General features: G+C 68.5%; 17 protein-coding genes. 1 reads left to right on the plus strand and 16 read right to left on the minus strand.

What is annotated here, in order from left to right:
• Positions 1–69: 69 nt before the first annotated feature.
• A complete protein-coding gene (gene rpoB, locus H4N58_RS16650; protein ID WP_167005731.1) occupies positions 70–3,540 on the minus strand; it encodes a DNA-directed RNA polymerase subunit beta in 3,471 nt (1,156 codons plus the stop codon).
• Positions 3,541–3,880: 340 nt separating this feature from the next.
• Between rpoB and H4N58_RS16655 the strand changes: the two genes are divergently transcribed.
• A complete protein-coding gene (locus tag H4N58_RS16655; protein WP_167251617.1) occupies positions 3,881–4,594 on the plus strand; it encodes a class E sortase in 714 nt (237 codons plus the stop codon).
• Positions 4,595–4,596: 2 nt separating this feature from the next.
• Here the strand turns inward: H4N58_RS16655 and H4N58_RS16660 are convergent, their stop codons facing one another.
• The 15 genes from H4N58_RS16660 to H4N58_RS16730 form a co-directional block, all read right to left on the minus strand.
• Positions 4,597–5,280, minus strand: coding sequence for a hypothetical protein (locus tag H4N58_RS16660; RefSeq protein WP_167251615.1), 684 nt, complete (start codon positions 5,278–5,280; stop codon positions 4,597–4,599).
• On the minus strand, positions 5,277–5,834 hold the full coding sequence (locus H4N58_RS16665; protein ID WP_167251613.1) for a hypothetical protein: 558 nt from the start codon (positions 5,832–5,834) through the stop codon (positions 5,277–5,279). The genes H4N58_RS16660 and H4N58_RS16665 overlap by 4 nt, the downstream gene beginning before the upstream one ends.
• Entirely contained in the window at positions 5,801–7,072 is a 1,272-nt protein-coding gene (locus H4N58_RS16670; RefSeq protein WP_167251611.1) for an MCE family protein, read from the minus strand. The genes H4N58_RS16665 and H4N58_RS16670 overlap by 34 nt, the downstream gene beginning before the upstream one ends.
• On the minus strand, positions 7,069–8,175 hold the full coding sequence (locus H4N58_RS16675) for an MCE family protein (RefSeq protein WP_167251609.1): 1,107 nt from the start codon (positions 8,173–8,175) through the stop codon (positions 7,069–7,071). The genes H4N58_RS16670 and H4N58_RS16675 overlap by 4 nt, the downstream gene beginning before the upstream one ends.
• Positions 8,172–9,347 carry an MCE family protein gene (locus H4N58_RS16680; RefSeq protein WP_167005749.1) on the minus strand — a complete coding sequence of 392 codons (1,176 nt, stop codon included), beginning with the start codon at positions 9,345–9,347 and terminating at the stop codon, positions 8,172–8,174. Before H4N58_RS16680 ends, H4N58_RS16675 begins: the two co-directional genes overlap by 4 nt.
• Complete coding sequence (locus H4N58_RS16685; protein ID WP_167251607.1) at positions 9,344–10,327, minus strand: MCE family protein; 984 nt, start codon at positions 10,325–10,327, stop codon at positions 9,344–9,346. Before H4N58_RS16685 ends, H4N58_RS16680 begins: the two co-directional genes overlap by 4 nt.
• On the minus strand, positions 10,315–11,421 hold the full coding sequence (locus H4N58_RS16690; protein WP_167251605.1) for an MCE family protein: 1,107 nt from the start codon (positions 11,419–11,421) through the stop codon (positions 10,315–10,317). Before H4N58_RS16690 ends, H4N58_RS16685 begins: the two co-directional genes overlap by 13 nt.
• Positions 11,418–12,734 (minus strand): MCE family protein, encoded by a 1,317-nt coding sequence (locus tag H4N58_RS16695; protein ID WP_167005756.1) that lies wholly within the window; start codon positions 12,732–12,734, stop codon positions 11,418–11,420. The genes H4N58_RS16690 and H4N58_RS16695 overlap by 4 nt, the downstream gene beginning before the upstream one ends.
• Positions 12,734–13,561 carry an ABC transporter permease gene (locus tag H4N58_RS16700; RefSeq protein ID WP_167005759.1) on the minus strand — a complete coding sequence of 276 codons (828 nt, stop codon included), beginning with the start codon at positions 13,559–13,561 and terminating at the stop codon, positions 12,734–12,736. The genes H4N58_RS16695 and H4N58_RS16700 overlap by 1 nt, the downstream gene beginning before the upstream one ends.
• A gap of 1 nt (position 13,562) precedes the next feature.
• The gene (locus H4N58_RS16705) at positions 13,563–14,342 is read right to left on the minus strand and encodes an ABC transporter permease (RefSeq protein ID WP_167251603.1); all 780 of its coding nucleotides are present in this window, start codon (positions 14,340–14,342) and stop codon (positions 13,563–13,565) included.
• Entirely contained in the window at positions 14,339–15,328 is a 990-nt protein-coding gene (locus H4N58_RS16710) for an ABC transporter ATP-binding protein (RefSeq protein WP_167005764.1), read from the minus strand. The genes H4N58_RS16705 and H4N58_RS16710 overlap by 4 nt, the downstream gene beginning before the upstream one ends.
• A 69-nt stretch (positions 15,329–15,397) precedes the next feature.
• Positions 15,398–16,369: a DUF6801 domain-containing protein gene (locus tag H4N58_RS16715; RefSeq protein ID WP_167005767.1), complete on the minus strand. Its 972-nt coding sequence runs from the start codon at positions 16,367–16,369 to the stop codon at positions 15,398–15,400.
• Positions 16,370–16,697: 328 nt separating this feature from the next.
• On the minus strand, positions 16,698–17,087 hold the full coding sequence (gene rplL / locus H4N58_RS16720; protein WP_167005769.1) for a 50S ribosomal protein L7/L12: 390 nt from the start codon (positions 17,085–17,087) through the stop codon (positions 16,698–16,700).
• Positions 17,088–17,143: 56 nt separating this feature from the next.
• Positions 17,144–17,728 carry a 50S ribosomal protein L10 gene (gene rplJ, locus H4N58_RS16725; RefSeq protein ID WP_167005771.1) on the minus strand — a complete coding sequence of 195 codons (585 nt, stop codon included), beginning with the start codon at positions 17,726–17,728 and terminating at the stop codon, positions 17,144–17,146.
• Positions 17,729–18,001: 273 nt separating this feature from the next.
• Positions 18,002–18,814, minus strand: a complete 813-nt coding sequence (locus tag H4N58_RS16730; protein WP_167005774.1) for a DUF6612 family protein — start codon at positions 18,812–18,814, stop codon at positions 18,002–18,004.
• Between the last annotated feature and the right edge of the window lie 18 nt (positions 18,815–18,832).

An 18,832-nucleotide genomic window follows, 5' to 3' on the forward strand; every position in this document is an offset into this window, starting at 1 on the left:
GTGATGAAAAATCTGTAGACGAGGTCGGAGGCGGGGCGCGGACTCAAGAGAGTGCCGCGCCCCCGCGGCTCAGACCTCCTCGACGCTGGCGGGCTCGCGACGGGAGAGATCGATCCCGAGCTCTTCAGCGGCCCTGAACACGTCTTCCTCGGCGTCGCGCATCTCCACCGCGGTGCCGTCGCTCGACAGCACCTCGACGTTCAGGCAGAGCGACTGCATCTCCTTGACGAGAACCTTGAACGACTCCGGGATACCCGGCTCGGGGACGTTCTCGCCCTTGACGATGGCCTCGTAGACCTTGACGCGTCCGAGGATGTCGTCGGACTTGATGGTGAGGAGCTCCTGCAGTGCGTACGCGGCACCGTACGCCTCGAGGGCCCACACCTCCATCTCACCGAATCGCTGTCCACCGAACTGCGCCTTACCACCCAGCGGCTGCTGCGTGATCATCGAGTACGGACCGGTCGAACGGGCGTGGATCTTGTCGTCGACCAGGTGGTGCAGCTTCAGGATGTACATGTAGCCGACCGAGACCGGGTCCGGGAACGGCTCGCCCGTACGTCCGTCGAACAGACGCGCCTTGCCGTCGCGACCGACCATGCGCTCGCCGTCACGGTTGGGGAGCGTCCACTCCAGGAGGCCCTGGATCTCGTCCTCGCGCGCACCGTCGAAGACCGGGGTGGCGACGTTGGAGTCCATCGGGGAACGGTCGGCGCCGATCCCGCGCAGGCGCTCGGCCCACTCGTCCTTGGCGTCGCCGATGTCCCAGCCGGCCTTCGCGACCCACCCGAGGTGGGTCTCGAGGACCTGACCGACGTTCATACGGCCCGGCACGCCGAGCGGGTTCAGGATGATGTCGACCGCGGTGCCGTCGGACATGAACGGCATGTCCTCGACCGGCAGGATCTTGGAGATGACGCCCTTGTTGCCGTGACGGCCGGCAAGCTTGTCACCATCGGAGATCTTGCGCTTCTGCGCGACGTACACGCGCACCAGCTGGTTGACGCCCGGCGGCAGCTCGTCGCCCTCCTCGCGGTCGAAGACCCGGACACCGATGACCGTGCCGGACTCGCCGTGGGGAACCTTGAGCGAGGTGTCGCGGACCTCGCGCGCCTTCTCGCCGAAGATCGCGCGGAGCAGACGCTCCTCGGGGGTCAGCTCGGTCTCGCCCTTCGGCGTGACCTTGCCGACGAGGATGTCGCCGTTGGAGACCTCGGCGCCGATGCGGATGATGCCGCGCTCGTCGAGGTCAGCGAGCATCTCGTCGCTGACGTTCGGGATGTCGCGGGTGATCTCTTCCGGGCCCAGCTTGGTGTCGCGGGCGTCGACCTCGTGCTCCTCGATGTGGATCGAGGTCAGCAGGTCGTCCTGGACGACACGCTGGGAGAGGATGATCGCGTCCTCGTAGTTGTGGCCCTGCCACGGCATGAACGCGACCAGGAGGTTGGACCCGAGAGCCATCTCGCCCTCGTCGGTGCAGGGACCGTCGGCGATCGGCGACCCCTTCACGAGACGGTCGCCCTCACGCACCAGCGGACGCTGGTTGATGCACGTGCCCTGGTTGGAGCGCGTGAACTTCGACATGCGGTAGGTCTTGTAGGTGCCGTCGTCCTGCATGACCTCGACGTAGTCGGCGCAGACCTCGGTCACGACGCCCGGGGCCTTGGCCACGGTGACGTCACCGGCGTCGACGGCGGCACGGAACTCCATGCCGGTGCCGACCAGCGGCGCGTCGTTGCGGATCAGCGGGACGGACTGACGCTGCATGTTGGAGCCCATGAGCGCGCGGTTGGCGTCGTCGTGCTCCAGGAACGGGATCAGCGCGGTCGCGACCGACACCATCTGGCGCGGCGAGACGTCCATGTAGTCGACCTCGGCGGCCGGGACCAGCTCGGCCTCGCCGCCGCGCTGGCGGACCAGGACGCGGTCCTCCGCGAAGGTGCCGTCCTCCTCGAGGCGCGAGTTGGCCTGCGCGATGACGTAACGGTCCTCGTCACTCGCGGTCAGGTAGTCGATCTGCTCGGTGACCCGGATGCCGTCGACCCTGCGGTAGGGAGTCTCGACGAAGCCGAACGGGTTGATGCGACCGTACGACGCCAGCGAGCCGATCAGACCGATGTTGGGACCCTCGGGGGTCTCGATCGGGCACATGCGGCCGTAGTGCGACGGGTGGACGTCACGGACCTCGTAGCCGGCGCGCTCACGCGAGAGACCACCCGGGCCGAGGGCCGAGAGACGACGCTTGTGCGTCAGGCCCGCAAGCGGGTTGTTCTGGTCCATGAACTGCGACAGCTGCGAGGTGCCGAAGAACTCCTTCAGCGCCGCCACGACGGGGCGGATGTTGATCAGGGTCTGCGGCGTGATCGCCTCGACGTCCTGGGTCGTCATCCGCTCGCGGACGACCCGCTCCATGCGGGCCAGACCCGTACGGAGCTGGTTCTGGATGAGCTCGCCGACGCTGCGCAGGCGACGGTTGCCGAAGTGGTCGATGTCGTCGGCCTCGACGAAGGCCGTCCCGGCCGGCATCTCGAGCTCGGTCTCGCCAGCGTGCAGCGCGACGATGTACTTGATCGTCGAGACGATGTCCTCGATGGTCAGCGTCTGCTGGTCGAAGGCCTCGTCCGTGCCGAGCTTCTTGTTGATCTTGTAGCGGCCGACCTTGGCGAGGTCGTAACGCTTGGGGTTGAAGTAGTAGTTGTCGAGGAGCTGCTGGGCGGCCTCGGTCGTCGGCGGCTCACCCGGACGCAGCTTGCGGTAGATATCGAGCAGCGCCTCGTCCTGGCCGGACGTGTGGTCCTTCTCCAGGGTCGCGCGGATCGAGTCGTACTGGCCGAACTCCTCGAGGATCTGCGCCTCGGTCCAGCCGAGCGCCTTGAGGAGCACCGTGACGCTCTGCTTGCGCTTGCGGTCGAGCCGGACGCCGACCTGGTCACGCTTGTCGATCTCGAACTCGAGCCAGGCGCCGCGCGAAGGGATGACCTTCGCGGTGTAGATGTCCTTGTCGCTCGTCTTGTCCGGCGTGCGCTCGAAGTAGACGCCCGGCGAACGGACGAGTTGCGAGACGACGACACGCTCGGTCCCGTTGATGATGAAGGTGCCCTTGTCCGTCATCAGGGGGAAGTCCCCCATGAAGACGGTCTGGCTCTTGATCTCACCGGTCTCGTTGTTCATGAACTCGGCGGTGACGAACAGGGGCGCGGCGTAGGTGACGTCGCGGTCCTTGCAGTCTTCGACCGAGTTCTTGGGCGGCTCGAAACGGTGGTCGCGGAACGACAGCGACATGGTCTCGGAGAAGTCCTCGATCGGAGAGATCTCTTCGAAGATCTCCTCCAGACCGGACTTCGTCGAAACGTCCGTACGCCCGGCGGCCAGCTGCTGCTCGACGGACGCCTTCCAGATCTCGTCCCCGATCAGCCACGAGAAGCTGTCTGTCTGGAGCGACAGAAGCTCGGGCACCTCGAGGGGCTCAGAGATCTTGGCGAAGGAGACACGACGGGGGTTGATGGTGGCAGAGGCGGCGGCAGTGCGCGAGGAAGCCAAGAGGGGTCCTTCCAGAAGGCTCGCAGTTCCCGGGTTGCGGCACCGACCGAACCCATGCCAAATCACCCAGGTCAAGGGGTGAGTGGGCAGAGTGCAGGCAGCGCAAAGAATGAGTCTAGACGTCAACCCGGGCAGATTTCAACCCAGGGAGTCAAGCCTTCGCCGTCGATGATGAACGCATCTGGGGCTCAGGTCAAGCAGCCGGGCGGTTCGGACGGGGGTGTCGTGCCGGAACCTCCCGGGAACACAGGGCGGGGAACGGGCGTTGCGGCGCCCGTGTCACCCTGGATGTGACATTCGTTACCCCGTGCCGACGGGGCGTGGCTACCGAGGAGGGATCGTGCCGACGCAGACCACTCCACCGCGCCGCGAGCGCCCCGAGCTCAAGCCCACACCCCGCCTGCGGCCGACCCGGATGCTCGCCACGCTGCTGACGCTGGTCCTCGTCGCGAGTGCCGGCTGGTTCGCCTGGAAGTACATCGGCACCAACATCGTCGCGAAGCAGCGTCAGGGCGAGATGGCCGTCGCCCTCGCGGACGGCTGGCGCGACAACCGTCAGGGTGACGCGACCGAGGACGACCTGGAGATCGGCGAGGCGATGGCCGTCCTCCGGATCCCACGGTTCGGCAAGGACTTCGAGGTACCGGTGGTCGAGGGCGTCGACGACTCCGCACTCACCTCCGGCGTCGGCCACTTCCCGGACACCCAGCGCCCTGGGCAGCTCGGCAACTTCGCCGTGGCGGGGCACCGCATCACCAACGGACAGCCGTTCAAGGACTTCCCTGACCTGCGGGCCGGCGACACGGTCTATGTGGAGACCCGTACGCATGTCTACACGTACGAGCTGCGCGGCTCCGGGACGGACACGATCGTCGACTTCTCCGACATCTGGGTGATCGCCCCGGTCCCCGAGAAGGCCAAGGACAGGCCCGGAGGGCGCTCCAAGGCCAAGCCCCGCGAAGCCCTCCTCACCCTGACGACGTGCTCGGAGATCTTCCACACCGATAACCGCTCGGTCGTCTTCGGGGAGCTCGTCTCCGCCGAGCACGTCTGACGTCAGGTCGTCGTCAGCTCCGCGACCAGCCAGCGGCCGTCGACCTTCTCCATCCGCACGATCGCCGAGAGCGCGGCCGGTGAGCCTGCCTTGCCGGCGACCGTACGGTGCTGGTCGACGAAGGCGAGGAGACGCACGCTCGACGTCGAGCACTCCTGTCCGCACCCGAGCGGCGCCACGGCGCGTACGGAGGCCGTGACGTCGATCTTGCGTTGCTCGGCCGCCGAGGCGACCTGGGGCGCGAGCTGCTCGTACTCCGCCGCGAAGTCGTCGGTCATCAGCTCTGTCGCCGCGGCGAGGTCGTCGGCGACGCTCGCATACCCATAGCTGAGCATCGTGACGAGGGCGGTCGACGCCTGCTCTGTCGCCGCGTCCTCCGCGTCGATCTGCCGCTGGGCGTCGCCCTCCACCTGCCGGACGGAGACCACGGCGATGACGGCGAACGCCACCGCGGCCACGGCCGCCAGACCGAGCCCGCTGAGGACGAGACGCGCACGGCCCGACAACGTCGGGCGAGGCTCCTTGGAGGGCTTGGTCGGCCGAGGAGGCCTGGCGCTCTTGGCCTGGGGGCCGGGCTCGGCGGGCGGCGGAGCCGTGCTCTCGGCCGCATCTGCCGCCTCGGCCGTCTCGGACGTCTCGGACGATCGCCGCTTCTCTCCCGCGATCCGGGGTCGTCGGTTGCTCACGAGCCGTCCTCCTCGCCCTGCTCCGAAGCCTCGGACTCCACCGGGATGTTGGCGAAGCTGTCGACGAGCCATTCGTCGCCGTCGCGGACGAGCGCGATGCGCCAGCGCAGCCGGGGCCGGCCGACCTGCACGTCGGCGGGCTCGGTCGCGACGTCGATCGCCGCGAGCACCTCAGCACTGTCGTCGTCGAGGCTGTCGACGGCGACCTGCTTGACCGTGCCCTTGGAGACGATGCCCGCCTCCTCGAACTTCGAGAGGAGGTCCTTGGTCGAGGCCTCGAACTGCGTCGCGAGGTCGTCGGTGAGCAGCGGACGCACGCGCGCGATGTATGGGTCGAGGTCCTTGACGTCGTAGGTGTTCACGCTGGTCGCGAACTTCTCCGCGGCCGCGCGCACGTCCGCCTGCGTGGCGGTGTCGGCGTACGCCGGGATCTGAGGCCCTCGTACGAGCGCGAGCACGCCGACCGCCACACCGGCCACAGCAACGAGGGCGAGGACGAGAGCGAGCAGGCGCGTGCGGCTCAGCGCGCGACCGCCGGTCCGAGCAGCATCCACTTCCACGTCTCCTTCCCGAGATCAGGTGCGTCCGGGATCGTCGCGCCCGTCGCTGACACCTGCTTCGTCGCCACATCGTACGTTCCGAGCGTGACGCCCCCGTCCGTCCCGGCGTCGGAGGCCGGTGCGACGGTCGAGCCACCGGCGGCCGAGGCACTCCGTGGCTGCGCCTCGAGGCATCGGCGTGCCCTGTCCCACGTCTCCGGCGTACGGTCGAACGGTGTCCGCTGCTTGGCGCCTGACGCGTATCCCTTGAGGCACGGCGCGTTGTCGGGCTGCAGCGTCAGGCTGAGTCGCGCCGCGTACTGGCCGGTGCGCGAGTCCTGGGCGATGATCGAGAAAGCGCTCTCGACGCCGTACGGGGCGATCACGAGCACGCCGCGCACCCCGTCGAGGTGCGAGACGACCACCTTGTTGAGCGTGATGGCGTGGTCGAGCAGCGAGGCGAAGTCGTCGGCGTTCTCGGCGATGACGGACCGCAGCGTCGCCGCGGTCGGGGCTCCGACGTCGAGGACCGTGCGCAGGTCGGCGTCGGACGTCCGCATCGCGGTGCTGAGGTCGCGGAGGTTCGTGGCGAACTCCACGATGTCGTCCTGGGAGTCGACCTGAGTCTCCAGGACCTTGCGCGAGTCACGGATCAGCGCGGCCGTCACCTCGTACTTCTGGTCGGCGGTCGTGATGAACGAGCTGGTCGTGTCGATCAGCGTACGAAGATCGCCGGCCGAGCCCTCGAAGGCGTCACCCAGCTCAGTGATGACGGTGCTGAGGTCGTCGGCGTCGACCGAGGTGAGGAACGCGTTGACGTCGGTGAGCAGCGTGCGGGTGTCGATCGGCACCTGCGTGCGGTCGCGGGCGATGACGTCGTCGGCCTCGAGGAACGGGGCGGCGTCGGAGTCCGGCTGGAAGTCGAGATACTGCTCGCCCACGGCCGACTTGTTGGCGACGACGACCTTCGTGTCGGCCGGGATGTCGGGCGAGGAGTGGTCGATGAGCACCTCGACGTCGACGCCGTCGCGGGTCAGCCACATGTCCTTGACCCGTCCCACGCTGACGCCCCGGTAGGTGACGTCGGCCCCGGTGAAGATGCCTCCGGACTCGGCCATCTCGACGACCACCGAGTAGCCGCCCCCTCCGAACAGGCGGTCGACGCGGGCGTACTTCGCCCCGACGAACGAGACACCGACGAGGGTCAGCACGAGGAACATGACCAGCTGGATGCGCATCCGACGGGTGATCACGGAGTCACCACGCTCTCTGCCATGACCGCGCCGACACCGTCTCCGCGCAGCGCCTCCTTGAGGGACTTCAGCTCAGCCTCGGACATCAGCCCGATCGTCTTGGTGAAGTCGGTCCTGAAGTCCAGCGACACGTTGGTGTAGTCCCCCATCTGGTAGGCCGCTGCCTCACCCGGGCCGTCCCCGAGCAGGGAGTCGGGGAAGGGGAACGTCGGGAGCACCTCGAGCGACGAGATCAGCGCGTCACCGGCGGAGGCGAGGTTGTCGAGCACCGGCTCGAGCGCGTCGAGGTCGGCGGCGACCGCGTCCTTGGCGCGGACGATCACGTCGGTGCCGACGCTGCCGAGGTCGGTGAGCGCCTCGAGCATGCGGACGAGGTTGGCGCGCTGAGCGTTCACGGTGCGCAGTGCCTCGGGCATATCGTCGAGGGCGCCTTCGATCGCCTTGCGCTGCGACCTCGTCGCCTTCGCGAGCTGGTCGACCTGCTCGATCGCCGTCACGATCTCGGCCCTGGACTCCTCGGCCGTCCCGACGAACTCGTCGAGGCGCCGCACCAGCGTGCGCATGTTGGCCTCACGGCCCGACATCGCGTTGTTGAGCTCGCGCGCGATGACCTGCACCTTGTCGACCGCTCCCCCGTTGAGCACGAGGGAGAGCGCGCCGAGCACCTGCTCGACCTCGGGCGTGTGGCCGGTACGGGCGAGGGGGATCCGGTCGCCGTCCGACAGCTGCCCGGTCGACCCGGTCGCCGGCGGCGCCAGCGAGACGAACTTCTCGCCGAGGATGCTGGTCTGCCGGATGGACGCCATAGCGTTGTCGGGCAGCTCCACCGAGTCGTTGACCTCGAGCTCCACCTTGGCCTGCCAGCCGTCGAGCTCCACTCGGGTGACGCGTCCGACGGAGACGTCGTTGACCTTGACGGCGCTCTGCGGCACCAGGTCCATCACGTCGTCGAACTCGACGACGACCGTGAACGGGGCGTCGCCGAGGTCGGCACCGCCAGGGAGCGGGAGGTCACCGACGTTGCCGCTCCCGCACCCGGTCACGAGCGCGAGACCGGTGAGAGCGGCCGCCGCCGCGGTCCAGCGGTTCCTGGCTCGCGTCATGACGCCACTCCCATCAGTGCGGCGAGCCCGTCGGTCGACGCCGTCGAGGAACCCTTGGCCTGCTTCTCCATCCACGAGACGACCTCGCCGAGCGCATAGCAGGCCTCGCGGTACTTCGGGTTCTGGTTGGCCGCGAGACCGCAGTACGCCGAGACGTACGCCGCATCGGTGAGCGTACGGAACCGGCCGTCGCGCTTGCCCTTGATGGTGGCGCGGGTGTCGATGGCTCCCGTCGTGGGGTTGTACGCGGTGGCGAGGTTGGCGAGCGCATGCGGGCCCTTGTCAAGGATCCGCGCGAGGTTCTTGCGCTCCTTCGCCAGCGACTCCGTCACGTCGGCGAGCCCGTCGACGTTCTTGCGCAGGCTCGTCCGGTTCTCGGCGACATAGCTCTGCACCGAACCCAGGGCACCCGCGAGCTCGCGCAGCGCGGCCTGAAGGTCGTCGCTCTCTCCGGCGAGCACGTCCGAGACGGCCGCCAGACTGCTGTTGAACGTACGGACGGAGGCGTCGTTCTGCTCCAGCGCCTCGACGAAGGTCGCGATCTTCTCCATCGACGAGAACAGCTCGTCCTTTGACCCGTCGACGGTCGTCGTCAGCTTCGCGAGGGCGTCGATGCTGCGCCTGATCTCGACGCCCTTGCCGTCGAGGTTCTCCGCGCTCGTCGCCAGCAGGTCACCGAGCGCGCCGTTCGCGTTGGCGCCGTCCGGGCCGAGCGCGGTCGCGACCCGATCGAGGGCCTCGAACGTCTCGTCGAGCTCGGTGGGGGTCGCCGAGCGAGTCTGGTCGAGGTGCGTGCCGTCGGCGAGCTTCGCGCCACCGGAGTAGGCGGGCGTGAGCTGCACGAAGCGGTCGCCGACCACCGAGGGCGACACGATCACGGCAGACACGTCGGCGGGCACGGCGTACTCGGCGTCCCAGGAGAGCCGGACACGGACCTTCGTACCGCGCGGGGTGATCGTGTCGACGGTGCCGACGTCGACCCCGAGGATGCGGACCTTCGAGCCTTCGTAGAGCGACACCGTACGGTCGAAGTCGACGGTCAGCGTGTGCTTCTGCGAGCGCGGGATCAGCACCACGACCAGCGCGGCGACGAGGCCGAGGACGAGGAGGCCGACCACGACCTCGACCGCGCGGCGCGAGGCCCTCGGGCCACGCTCGACAGTGGCCGTCACAGTCCCTCCTCCAGTCCGAGGATGCTCAGCAGGTTGTAGACGAAGCCCTCGAGCCACGGACCGTTGCCGCTGTTGCTGGCGACCATCGCGTAGTAGGCGGGGAGCTGCTCCATCGCCGCGCTGATGTTCTTCTCGTTGCGCTGCAGCACCTTGACGACGCCGGCCAGCCGGTCGAGCGCGGGCTTGAGGTCGTCGCGCGTGTCGGCGACGAGCTTCTCGATCTCGTCGGACATGCGGGTGACGCCCACGAGGACATCGTGGATCGCTTCGCGCCGGGCCGTGAGCGCGTCGAAGAGCACACCGCCGTCCTCGAACAGGGACACGACCTCGGTGTTGCGGTCGGCGAGCACGCCGGAGATGCCGTCGATGTTCTTGAGGAGCGTCTTGATCTCCGCGTCGCGGGCCGCGAGGTTCTCGGAGAGCTCGGTGACCCCCTTGACCGCCTTCTGGAACTCCTCGGGCGTCTTGGCAGTGACCTCGCCGAAGGTCTTCATCGCGTGCGCGAGCTGGTCGGTGTCGATCTCCTGCGTCGTCTCGCTGAGCCCGGAGAACGCCTGCACGATGTCGTACGGCGGTGTCGTCCGCGAGGCGGGGATCAGCGCCCCTTCCTCCAGCGTGCCGGACCCAGCGGACTCGAGGCTGACGTACATCGCCCCGAGCAGGGTCTTGATGCGCACCGACGCGCCCGTCTCCTTGCCGAGGCGCTCGCGCTCGTCCTTCACACGGAAGACGACGCGCACCTTGTCGCCCCGGAGCTCGAGGTCGTCGACCTTGCCGACGAGGACGCCGGACATCCGGACGTCGTCGCCCTTCTTGAGCCCGCCGACCTCGGTGAACTCAGCGGCGTACGTCGGGCCGCTGCCGACCAGCGGCAGCGAGCCGGCCTGGCTGGCCAGGACGAGGACGAGGGCGATGAGCAGCACGCCGACCGCGCCGACGGCGACGGGGTTGCGCTCGCGGAACGGCTTCATCCTGCGCATCGGCTCACTCCTGACCCTGTGACGGTGACGCGCTTCGTCGTCTTGAACGGTCGGGCCTTCTCCCACCCGGGCACGCCGCTGAGCGACGGCAGCCTGCCGTCGATGCCGACGTCGCACACATAGAAGTTGAAGAACGAGCCGTACTCCGTCGTACGCCCGATCCGGTCGATCTTGATCGGCAGGATCTTGAGGGTGCTGTCGAGCGCCTTGCGTGCCTTCTTGGTGCCGATCGCGTCGGTGAGATCGCGCAGGTGCGCGATGTCGGACGTCAGGTCGGGCCGGATCTCGGTGAGCAGACCGGCGGTCTCGGTGCTCAGCGCGGCGATGTCGTCGAGCGACCCGGTGAGCACGCCGCGGTCGTCCTTGAGACCCGACACGAGCTGCTGCAGCGTCGAGATCGTCGACGACAGCTCGGTGTCGCGCGCGTTGAACGACGTGAGGACCGCGGTGAGGTTGGAGATGACCGAGCCGATCAGGTCGTCGCGGTCCGCGAGCGTCTGCGTGAGCGAGGCGGTGTGCCCGAGCAGCGACTCGACCGTGCCGCTCTCCCCCTGGAAGACCTGGATCAGCTCGTACGCGAGCTGGTTGGTGTCGTCCGGCGACAGCGCCTGGAAGAGCGGCTTGAACCCCGCGAACAGGACGGTCAGGTCGAGGGCGGGCTGGGTCCGCGCGAGCGGGATGGTCGAGCCCGGCTGGAGGCGCGCTGACGAACCCTCCGGTCCCTCGGACAACGAGAGGTAGCGCTGCCCGATCATGTTGCGGTAGCGCAGCGACGCCAGCGTGCTGTGGGTCAGCGTCACCCCCTCGTCGACGGTGAACGTCACCTCGGCGGTGGAGTCGGAGTCGACCCGCACCTCCGAGACGTTGCCGACCCGGACGCCGGCGATGCGGACGTCGTCACCCTTGACGAGGCTCGTCACGTCAGCGAAGACCGCCTTGTAGGTCTTCGTCGACAGGAACGAGACGTTGCCGATGATCACCGCGAGCATCGCCGTGAGGATGCCGGTCACCACCAGGAAGAGGAGCAGTCGCCCGAGCGCGCCCGCCGTACGGCGGTCGAGCCTGGGGTCGCGCCTGCGTCGACGCTTGGTCATCCGATCGTCACCTCCGCTCCGCGAAGCACGGGGCCGGCCAGGGCCTGCGCCACCGACGGCACCTCGTCGGGCTCGACACCGAGGGCCCCGGCCATCAGCGCCTCGATCTGTGCACGCTCGGACGGCGAGCCGGCCGGGGTCGACCCGCTGGGCGCGACCAGCGGCCGGTCCTTGCCGAGCGGGCCCCCGATGCCGAGCTGGCGCAGAAGCGCGTTGCTCATGCCGGGCGCGGGAGTCGTCGCGTCGTACGACGTCTTGGGGAGGGTCGCGCAGGTCGGGTCGAGCGCACTGCTGCCCCCGCTGGCCGGCGGGAGGCTCGCGGCATCACCCTTGTCGTACGCCCGCGGCGAGCGCGCCGCGAACTCCACCATGACGTGGGCACGGTTGTCCCGGAACGCCGAGTCGATGCGCGGCATGAGCCGGTCGACGCCCTTGAGGACGCAGCCGATCGTCGGCGCGTAGTCGGCGAGCAGCTCCAGCGTCGGCCGCGACTGCTTGGACAAGGTGATGAAGTCCTCGCCGGTCTTGTCGAAGAACGCGTCCGCAGTCGTCGCGAACGCGGCCGTCTCGGTGAAGAGCGCCTGCAGCTGGGCCTTGCGGCCGGTCAGCGTGTTGCCGGTGACCACGGCGTTGCGCAGCGTCTCGCCGATCTCCGGCATCACGTCGGCGTACGTCTGCGCGGTCTCGCCGAGCAGCGTGATGTCCTCGACGATGCGGGGCGCCAGCGGGGTGATCTTCTGGAGGTAGCCCTCGAGCGTCTCGAGGCTCTCGCCCAGCGCCTCGCCCTGTCCGTCGAGCGCCTCGGACAGCGCCGTGAGGGTGTACGAGAGGTCGACAGGGTTCAGCGCGGTGAGGATCGGGTCGAGATCGATGAGGAGGTTCTCGACGTCGGTCGGCAGGTCGGCCTGTGTGAGGACGTCACCGGCCTCGATCGGCGTCCCCGCAGATCCGGCGACCGGCTGCAGGTCGACGAACTTCTCGCCGAAGAGCGTCTTGGGCACGATCAGGGCTTCCACGTCCGAGGGGATGAGCCTCTGGTAGTCGGGGTCGATCCGCAGGTGGATCGTCGCGCGGCCCGCGTCGGAGGTGATCTCCTGGACCCGGCCGACGATCACGCCGCGCAGCTTCACGTCGGAGTTGCGGTTGAGCTGGAGACCGGCGCTCTCGCTGCGGATCGTGACCGGGAGGTCTCCGGAGAACTTCTTGGTGAACACCGCGTAGGTCAGGTAGACCGCGGAGAGCATCAGCACGAGCATCAGCACGCCGAGCGTGCGGACGGTGCCCGTCTTGTCGAGGGTGGACGTGCGTGCCATCAGCCGGCCAACCTCACCGTCGTCGTCGTGCCCCAGATCGCCATCGACATCAGCAGGTCGACCACGTTGATCATGACGATCGACGTCCGCACCGCACGGCCGACGGCGACGCCGACGCCGACGGGGCCGCCCGAGGCGAAGTAGCCGTAGTAGCAGTGGATGAGGATGACGACGACGGCGAAGACCATCACCTTCACGAACGACCACAGCACGTCCTCCGGCGGGAGGAACAGCGTGAAGTAGTGGTCGTACGTGCCGGTGCTCTGGCCGAAGACCCAGGTGACCGTCAGCCGCGTCGCGAAGTACGAGGCCAGCAGGCCGACGACGTACAGGGGGATGATCGCGGCGAGTCCGGCGATCACACGGGTCGTCACGAGGTATGGCAGCGACGGGATCGCCATCACCTCGAGGGCGTCGACCTCCTCGGAGATGCGCATCGCGCCCAGCTGCGCGGTGAAGCCGCAGCCGACCGTCGCCGCGAGGGCGATGCCTGCGACGAGCGGCGCGATCTCGCGGGTGTTGAAGTACGCCGAGAAGAAGCCGGCGAACGCGCTGGTGTCCAGCTGCTCGAGCGCGGTGAAGCCCTGCAGGCCGACCTCGGTGCCGGTGAAGAACGACATCGCCGTGATCACGCCGACGGTGCCGCCGATGACGGCGAGCGCCCCTTGACCGAAGGTCACTTCCGCGAGCAGGCGCAAGACCTCACGCGGATAGTGGACAAGCGTGCGCGGGACCCAGGCCAGGACCCGCAGGTAGAACGCGAGGTGGCGTCCGAGCGCGTCGATCCCGCCGAGCGGACGGCGAGAGAGCTCCCTCACGTCGGCCACGTCACAACGCCTTCGCCGGGACGAGCTGGATGTAGAGCGCGCTCATCACGAAGTTGGCCAGGAACAGCAGCAGGAAAGTGATGACGACCGACTCGTTGACCGCCTGACCGACGCCGCGCGGACCACCGTCGGCGTGCATGCCCTTGTACGAGGCCACGATCGCGGCGATGAAGCCGAACACCAGCGCCTTGGCCATGCCCTGCCAGAGGTCCGGCAGCTGGGCCAGGGCGGTGAAAGAGGCCAGGTAGGCGCCCGGCGTGCCGCCCTGGAGGATGACGTTGAAGAAGTAGCCGCCGAGCACGCCGACGACGCTGACCAGGCCGTTGAGGAAGACCGCGACGAGCATGCACGCCAGCACCCGCGGGACGACGAGGCGCTGGATCGGGTCGATGCCCAGCACCATCATGGCGTCGAGCTCCTCGCGGATCTTGCGCGCGCCGAGGTCAGCGGCGATCGCCGAGCCGCCGGCCCCGGCGACGAGCAGCGCCGTCGCGATCGGACCCGCCTCACGGACGACCGCGAGCACGGCCGCCGAACCCGTGAAGGACTGCGCGCCGAACTGCTGGATCAGGCTGCCCGCCTGCAGGGCGATGACCGCTCCGAACGGGATCGCGACCAGCGCGGTCGGGATGATCGTCACCGACGCGATGAACCACGCCTGCTGGATGAACTCGCGCAGCTGGAAGGGTCGCCGGAACACGCCCACGACGACGTCCGCGCCGAAGGCGAACAGCCTGCCGAAGATCGCGAGAGGCGTCGTGAGGACGGTGACCGCACTCACGCAGCACCCCCGGACGAGACCGGGTCGTGGACGCGCAGCGGGTGGGGCGACAGCGGATCGTCCAGGAAGGAGCCGGGAGGAGGGGTCACACCGTTGGCGGCACACCACGCGCCCGGCGGCGCCTGCGTCGGGCGCGGGCGCCCGTCGGTCGGCAGCAGCTGGAGCGGGATCGGCGGCAGCGCGGGCAGGGTGCTGTGGTCCTCCAGCGCCAGCTCGTCGGCGTCCTTCTCTTCGCTCATGCCGATCGGGCCGACCGTCTGCGCGTTGAGGAACTGCCGGACGGCAGGCTCCTCGCTCGACAGCAGCATCTCGCGGGGCCCGAACATCGCCAGGTGGCGGTGGAAGAGCAACCCGATGTTGTCCGGGACCGTCCGCGCGGTGTTGATGTCGTGCGTGACGATGAGGAAGGTCGCCTCGATCTGGGCGTTGAGGTCGACGATCAGTTGGTTGATGAAAGCCGTACGCACCGGGTCGAGGCCGGAGTCGGGCTCGTCGAAGAGCACGATCTCCGGCTCCAGCACGAGGGCGCGGGCAAGTCCTGCGCGCTTGCGCATGCCGCCGGAGATCTCTGCGGGCAGCTTGCCCTCGGCACCGACGAGACCGACCATCGTCATCTTCTCCATGACGATCTCGCGGATCTCGGTCTCGGACTTGCGGGTGTGCTCGCGCAGCGGGAAGGCGACGTTGTCGAACAGCGTCATGGAGCCGAACATCGCGCCGTCCTGGAAGAGGACCCCGAACAGCTTGCGGATCTCGTACAGATCACGCTCGCTGCATGTCGCGATGTCGGTGCCCTCGATGAAGACGTGCCCCTCGTCGGGCTTCAGCAGGCCGATGAGGGCCTTGAGGAACACGGACTTTCCGGTGCCGGACGGTCCGAGCATGACGCTGATCTCCCCTGCGGGCAGGGTGAGCGACACGTCACGCCAGATCGTCTGCTTGCCGAAGGACTTCGTCAGACCTTCGACGCGTACCTCGACTCCCATGTGCGGGACTCCTTCGGGGGGACGAGCACCTCGGCCAGCGGGGTGCCACGGAAGGGCGTGGTGACCGCGTCAGGCGGTCTTGGCCCGGCGACGTGTCCGGACGGCGAGCGCGATGCGTGCGGCGGCTACGAGGCCGAGCAGCCCCACGAGCCCGACGCCGACCGGAGAACCGGTCGCCGGCAGCGAGGTCGTCGTGTACGGCGCGACGCCCCCGTCGTCGTCATCGTCGTCGTCATCATCGGAACCACCGTTGCCCCCCGGCGAGGTGGAGTCGGTGTTCTTGGGCGGGTCGATCACCGGCGGATCCTCACCGCCGCCGCCGCCACCCCCGTTGCCGTCGCCGTCCCCTCCGCCGGGGGAACCTCCGACGGTGGGCAGCGGGCACTCCGACTCCTCGCACCCGTCGCCGACAGGGATGGTGCCGATCACGCGCGCGGCGCGGGTGTCGAGGTTGCGGACGCAGTTGAGCTCGGTCTCGGCGATGGCACCCAGCACCGGCGGGTCGAGCTTTGCCTGGATCTTGAACGTCTTCGGCATCTGGACGTAGATCAGGCCACCGGTGACACCGTCGGGCAGCTCAGGGACGGTGACCGCGTCGACAGTGCCCTTGGCAGGGATGAGGAGCGAGCCCGAAGCAGGCACCGGGACCATAGGAGAGCTGAGGCCGCGGACCTGCGGCTCGAGGGTGGCGGCGACATCGCCACCGGGCACCACGCCCTGCAGGAGCACGGTGGAGGTCGCACCGCCGCCGACCTTGGTCACCAGCATGATGTCGCGAATCCGTGTGACCAACTTCGCCGGCAGGATGAGGTCGAGCTCGGCCGGAGTCTCAGCGATCGCGTCGCCCGCCACCACAGTGTCGGGCAGCGAGGTCCGCGCGTTCACGAGGAACTGCTGCGGACCGCCCAGCGAGGTGTTGATGATCTCGTTGTCCGACTCGCAGGTGTAGCCGACCTGGTTGAGCGAGACAGACTGCGCGGCACCGGCGACAGGCGCTAGCCCGACCTGCATGCCTCCCACGACCAGTCCCGCGGCGGCCATCAGACCTGCACCTCGATGCCATCCGACCTGACGACGTGCGACAGCGCTCACGCGCATGCGGTTCTCCCTCCCAAGCGAACCTCAGCGTCCGGAAGCGCAGCAGCGTGCTACTCCCAGGTAACAAACGTGACTGTAACCCACATTTTCACTGTGACACAACCCACAGAAGGTCCCAAACGGGTCACAGCCGCCTCGATGCCAGGTGACCCTCATCACAGCGCATTCGCGGCGCCGTCACTGTACAGCCAGGCCCAGGAGAAAAGACAGACGGGCACCCCTCCCGAAGGAGGGGTGCCCGTCTGTGCAGTGCGTCAGAGCGCGGAGTGCATCACTTGAGGGTGATGGTGGCGCCGGCGGCCTCGAGGGCCTCCTTGGCCTTGTCCGCGGCCTCCTTGTTGACGCCCTCGAGGATCGCCTTGGGGGCGCCCTCGACGAGGTCCTTGGCCTCCTTCAGGCCGAGGCTCGTCAGAGCGCGCACCTCCTTGATGACCTGGATCTTCTTGTCGCCGGCCGACTCGAGGACGACGTCGAACTCGTCCTTCTCCTCGACAGCGGCGTCAGCCGCGCCGCCACCAGCGGCGGGAGCGGCGGCAACCGCGACCGGAGCGGCGGCGGTGACGTCGAAGGTGTCCTCGAACTGCTTGACGAACTCGCTGAGCTCCAGGAGGGTCATCTCCTTGAAAGCGTCGAGCAGGTCCTCGGTGCTGAGCTTCGCCATGTTGGCGTCCTTCCTATCTGGGGACCCCGAGGGGGGGTCGGATACGTGATCGGGCCCTAGCCCTCGGAGCCCTCGGCCGCAGCCGGGGCTTCTTCGGTCTCGGCGGGAGCCGAGGTTGCGGGAGTCTCCTGCTCGACCTTGGCCTGCAGGGCACCCACGGCACGTGCTGCCTGAGCAAGCGGTGCCTGGAACAGAGCGGCGGCCTTCGAGAGGTTCGCCTTCATGCCGCCCGCGAGCTTGGCGAGGAGGACCTCGCGCGACTCGAGGTCAGCAAGCTTCGTGATCTCGGCAGCATCGAGCGCCTTCCCCTCGAGGAAGCCACCCTTGATGACGAGCTTGTCGTTCGCCTTGGCGAAGTCACGCAGACCCTTGGCGACCTCGACCGGATCGCCCTTGATGAAGGCGATGGCGGTCGGGCCGTTGAGGAGGTCGTCGACGCCGTCGACGCCGGCCTCGCGGGCCGCGATCTTGGTCAGCGTGTTCTTGGCCACGGCGTAGTTGACGTTCTCACCGAGCGAGCGGCGCAGGTCCTGCAGCTGCTTCACGGTGAGACCGCGGTACTCGGTCAGCACAGCGCCGTTGGAGCTGCGGAACTCGTCCGTCAGCTCGGCAACCGCTGCGGCCTTGTCCGGTCGCGCCATGGTTCTCCTTCGTGTCGTACCCGCCGCACGGCGAGCACCTGGTACGTACGAAGGCCACCGGCGCAACAGGCCCGGGAACGACGAACGCCCCGGCGCAGGAGCACGGGGCGCGACACACGGGAGAGTGCGTGAACTCGGTGAACCTGCGCGGGCCGCCCGCTGTGTGCGGGACCTTCGATCCGAGGCGCTCCCTGGGGAGTGCCGCGGACGACCGGCGGTCTTCGGCATCGTCCAGACTACGTGACCGGCCCGCGCAGATCCAAATCGGGTCGATCAGCCGCCCATCATCGACGAGCCGTCGACGACCTGGCCGGCCGGGGGCGCGGTGATCTCGACGTCCTCGCCCCACTTGGTGAAGGTCATCTCCATCGGGATCTGGGCCACATCCATGACGACCTTGCGCGGGAGGTCATCAGGGCCGACCCAGTATTCGTAGGTGATCTCGGCGGGCAGCTGCGCTGCTGCAGCCGCCTCCATGCCGGCGATCTTGGACGTGTCGACGACGACGTCGTAACGGCTGGCCTCGACGCCGTCGATGGTCTCGGTCTGTCCGGTCGCCGTCACGGACTTGAGCGCGTCCTTGAGGTTCTCGATGCTCTTGGTCGGATCCATCGAGTCGCGCAGCTGGCCGAACGACTCGCCTGCGGCACCCGCGGCGGCGTCGAGGGAGAGCTTCATCCACTTGCCCTCGGGCATGCCCGGCGCCTTCATGTAGAGCGCGCCGTCGACAAGCGTCATCTCGATGCTCTGTCCGCTCGCGTCCATCGTCATGCGCATCGCCGTCTTGCTCGGGTCGCTGTCGGTGATGACATCGGCCTCGGCGTCGATCTTCTGGCCTGCCGCCTCCATCGAGATCGTCATGTGCGCCGACCTCGCGTCCGTCTGGGCGCCGCCGAGCGTGTCGGCGAAGTTGGCCGAGGTGAGCTCGGTCGCTCCCTCGTCCGACGACCCGCCCTGCGACGAGGTCGAGGGGGTGGCGCCGGCGCCGCCGTCGCCGCCGTCGGCGACGTCCGCGCTGCTCCCGCAGCCGGCGGTGAGTGCGAGGGCGAGAGCCGCGACAGCGGCCGAGATCGTTCGGGTACGCATGACGACCACGCTACCTCG

Source organism: Mumia sp. ZJ1417 (assembly GCF_014127285.1).
Taxonomy (GTDB): Bacteria; Actinomycetota; Actinomycetes; order Propionibacteriales; family Nocardioidaceae; genus Mumia.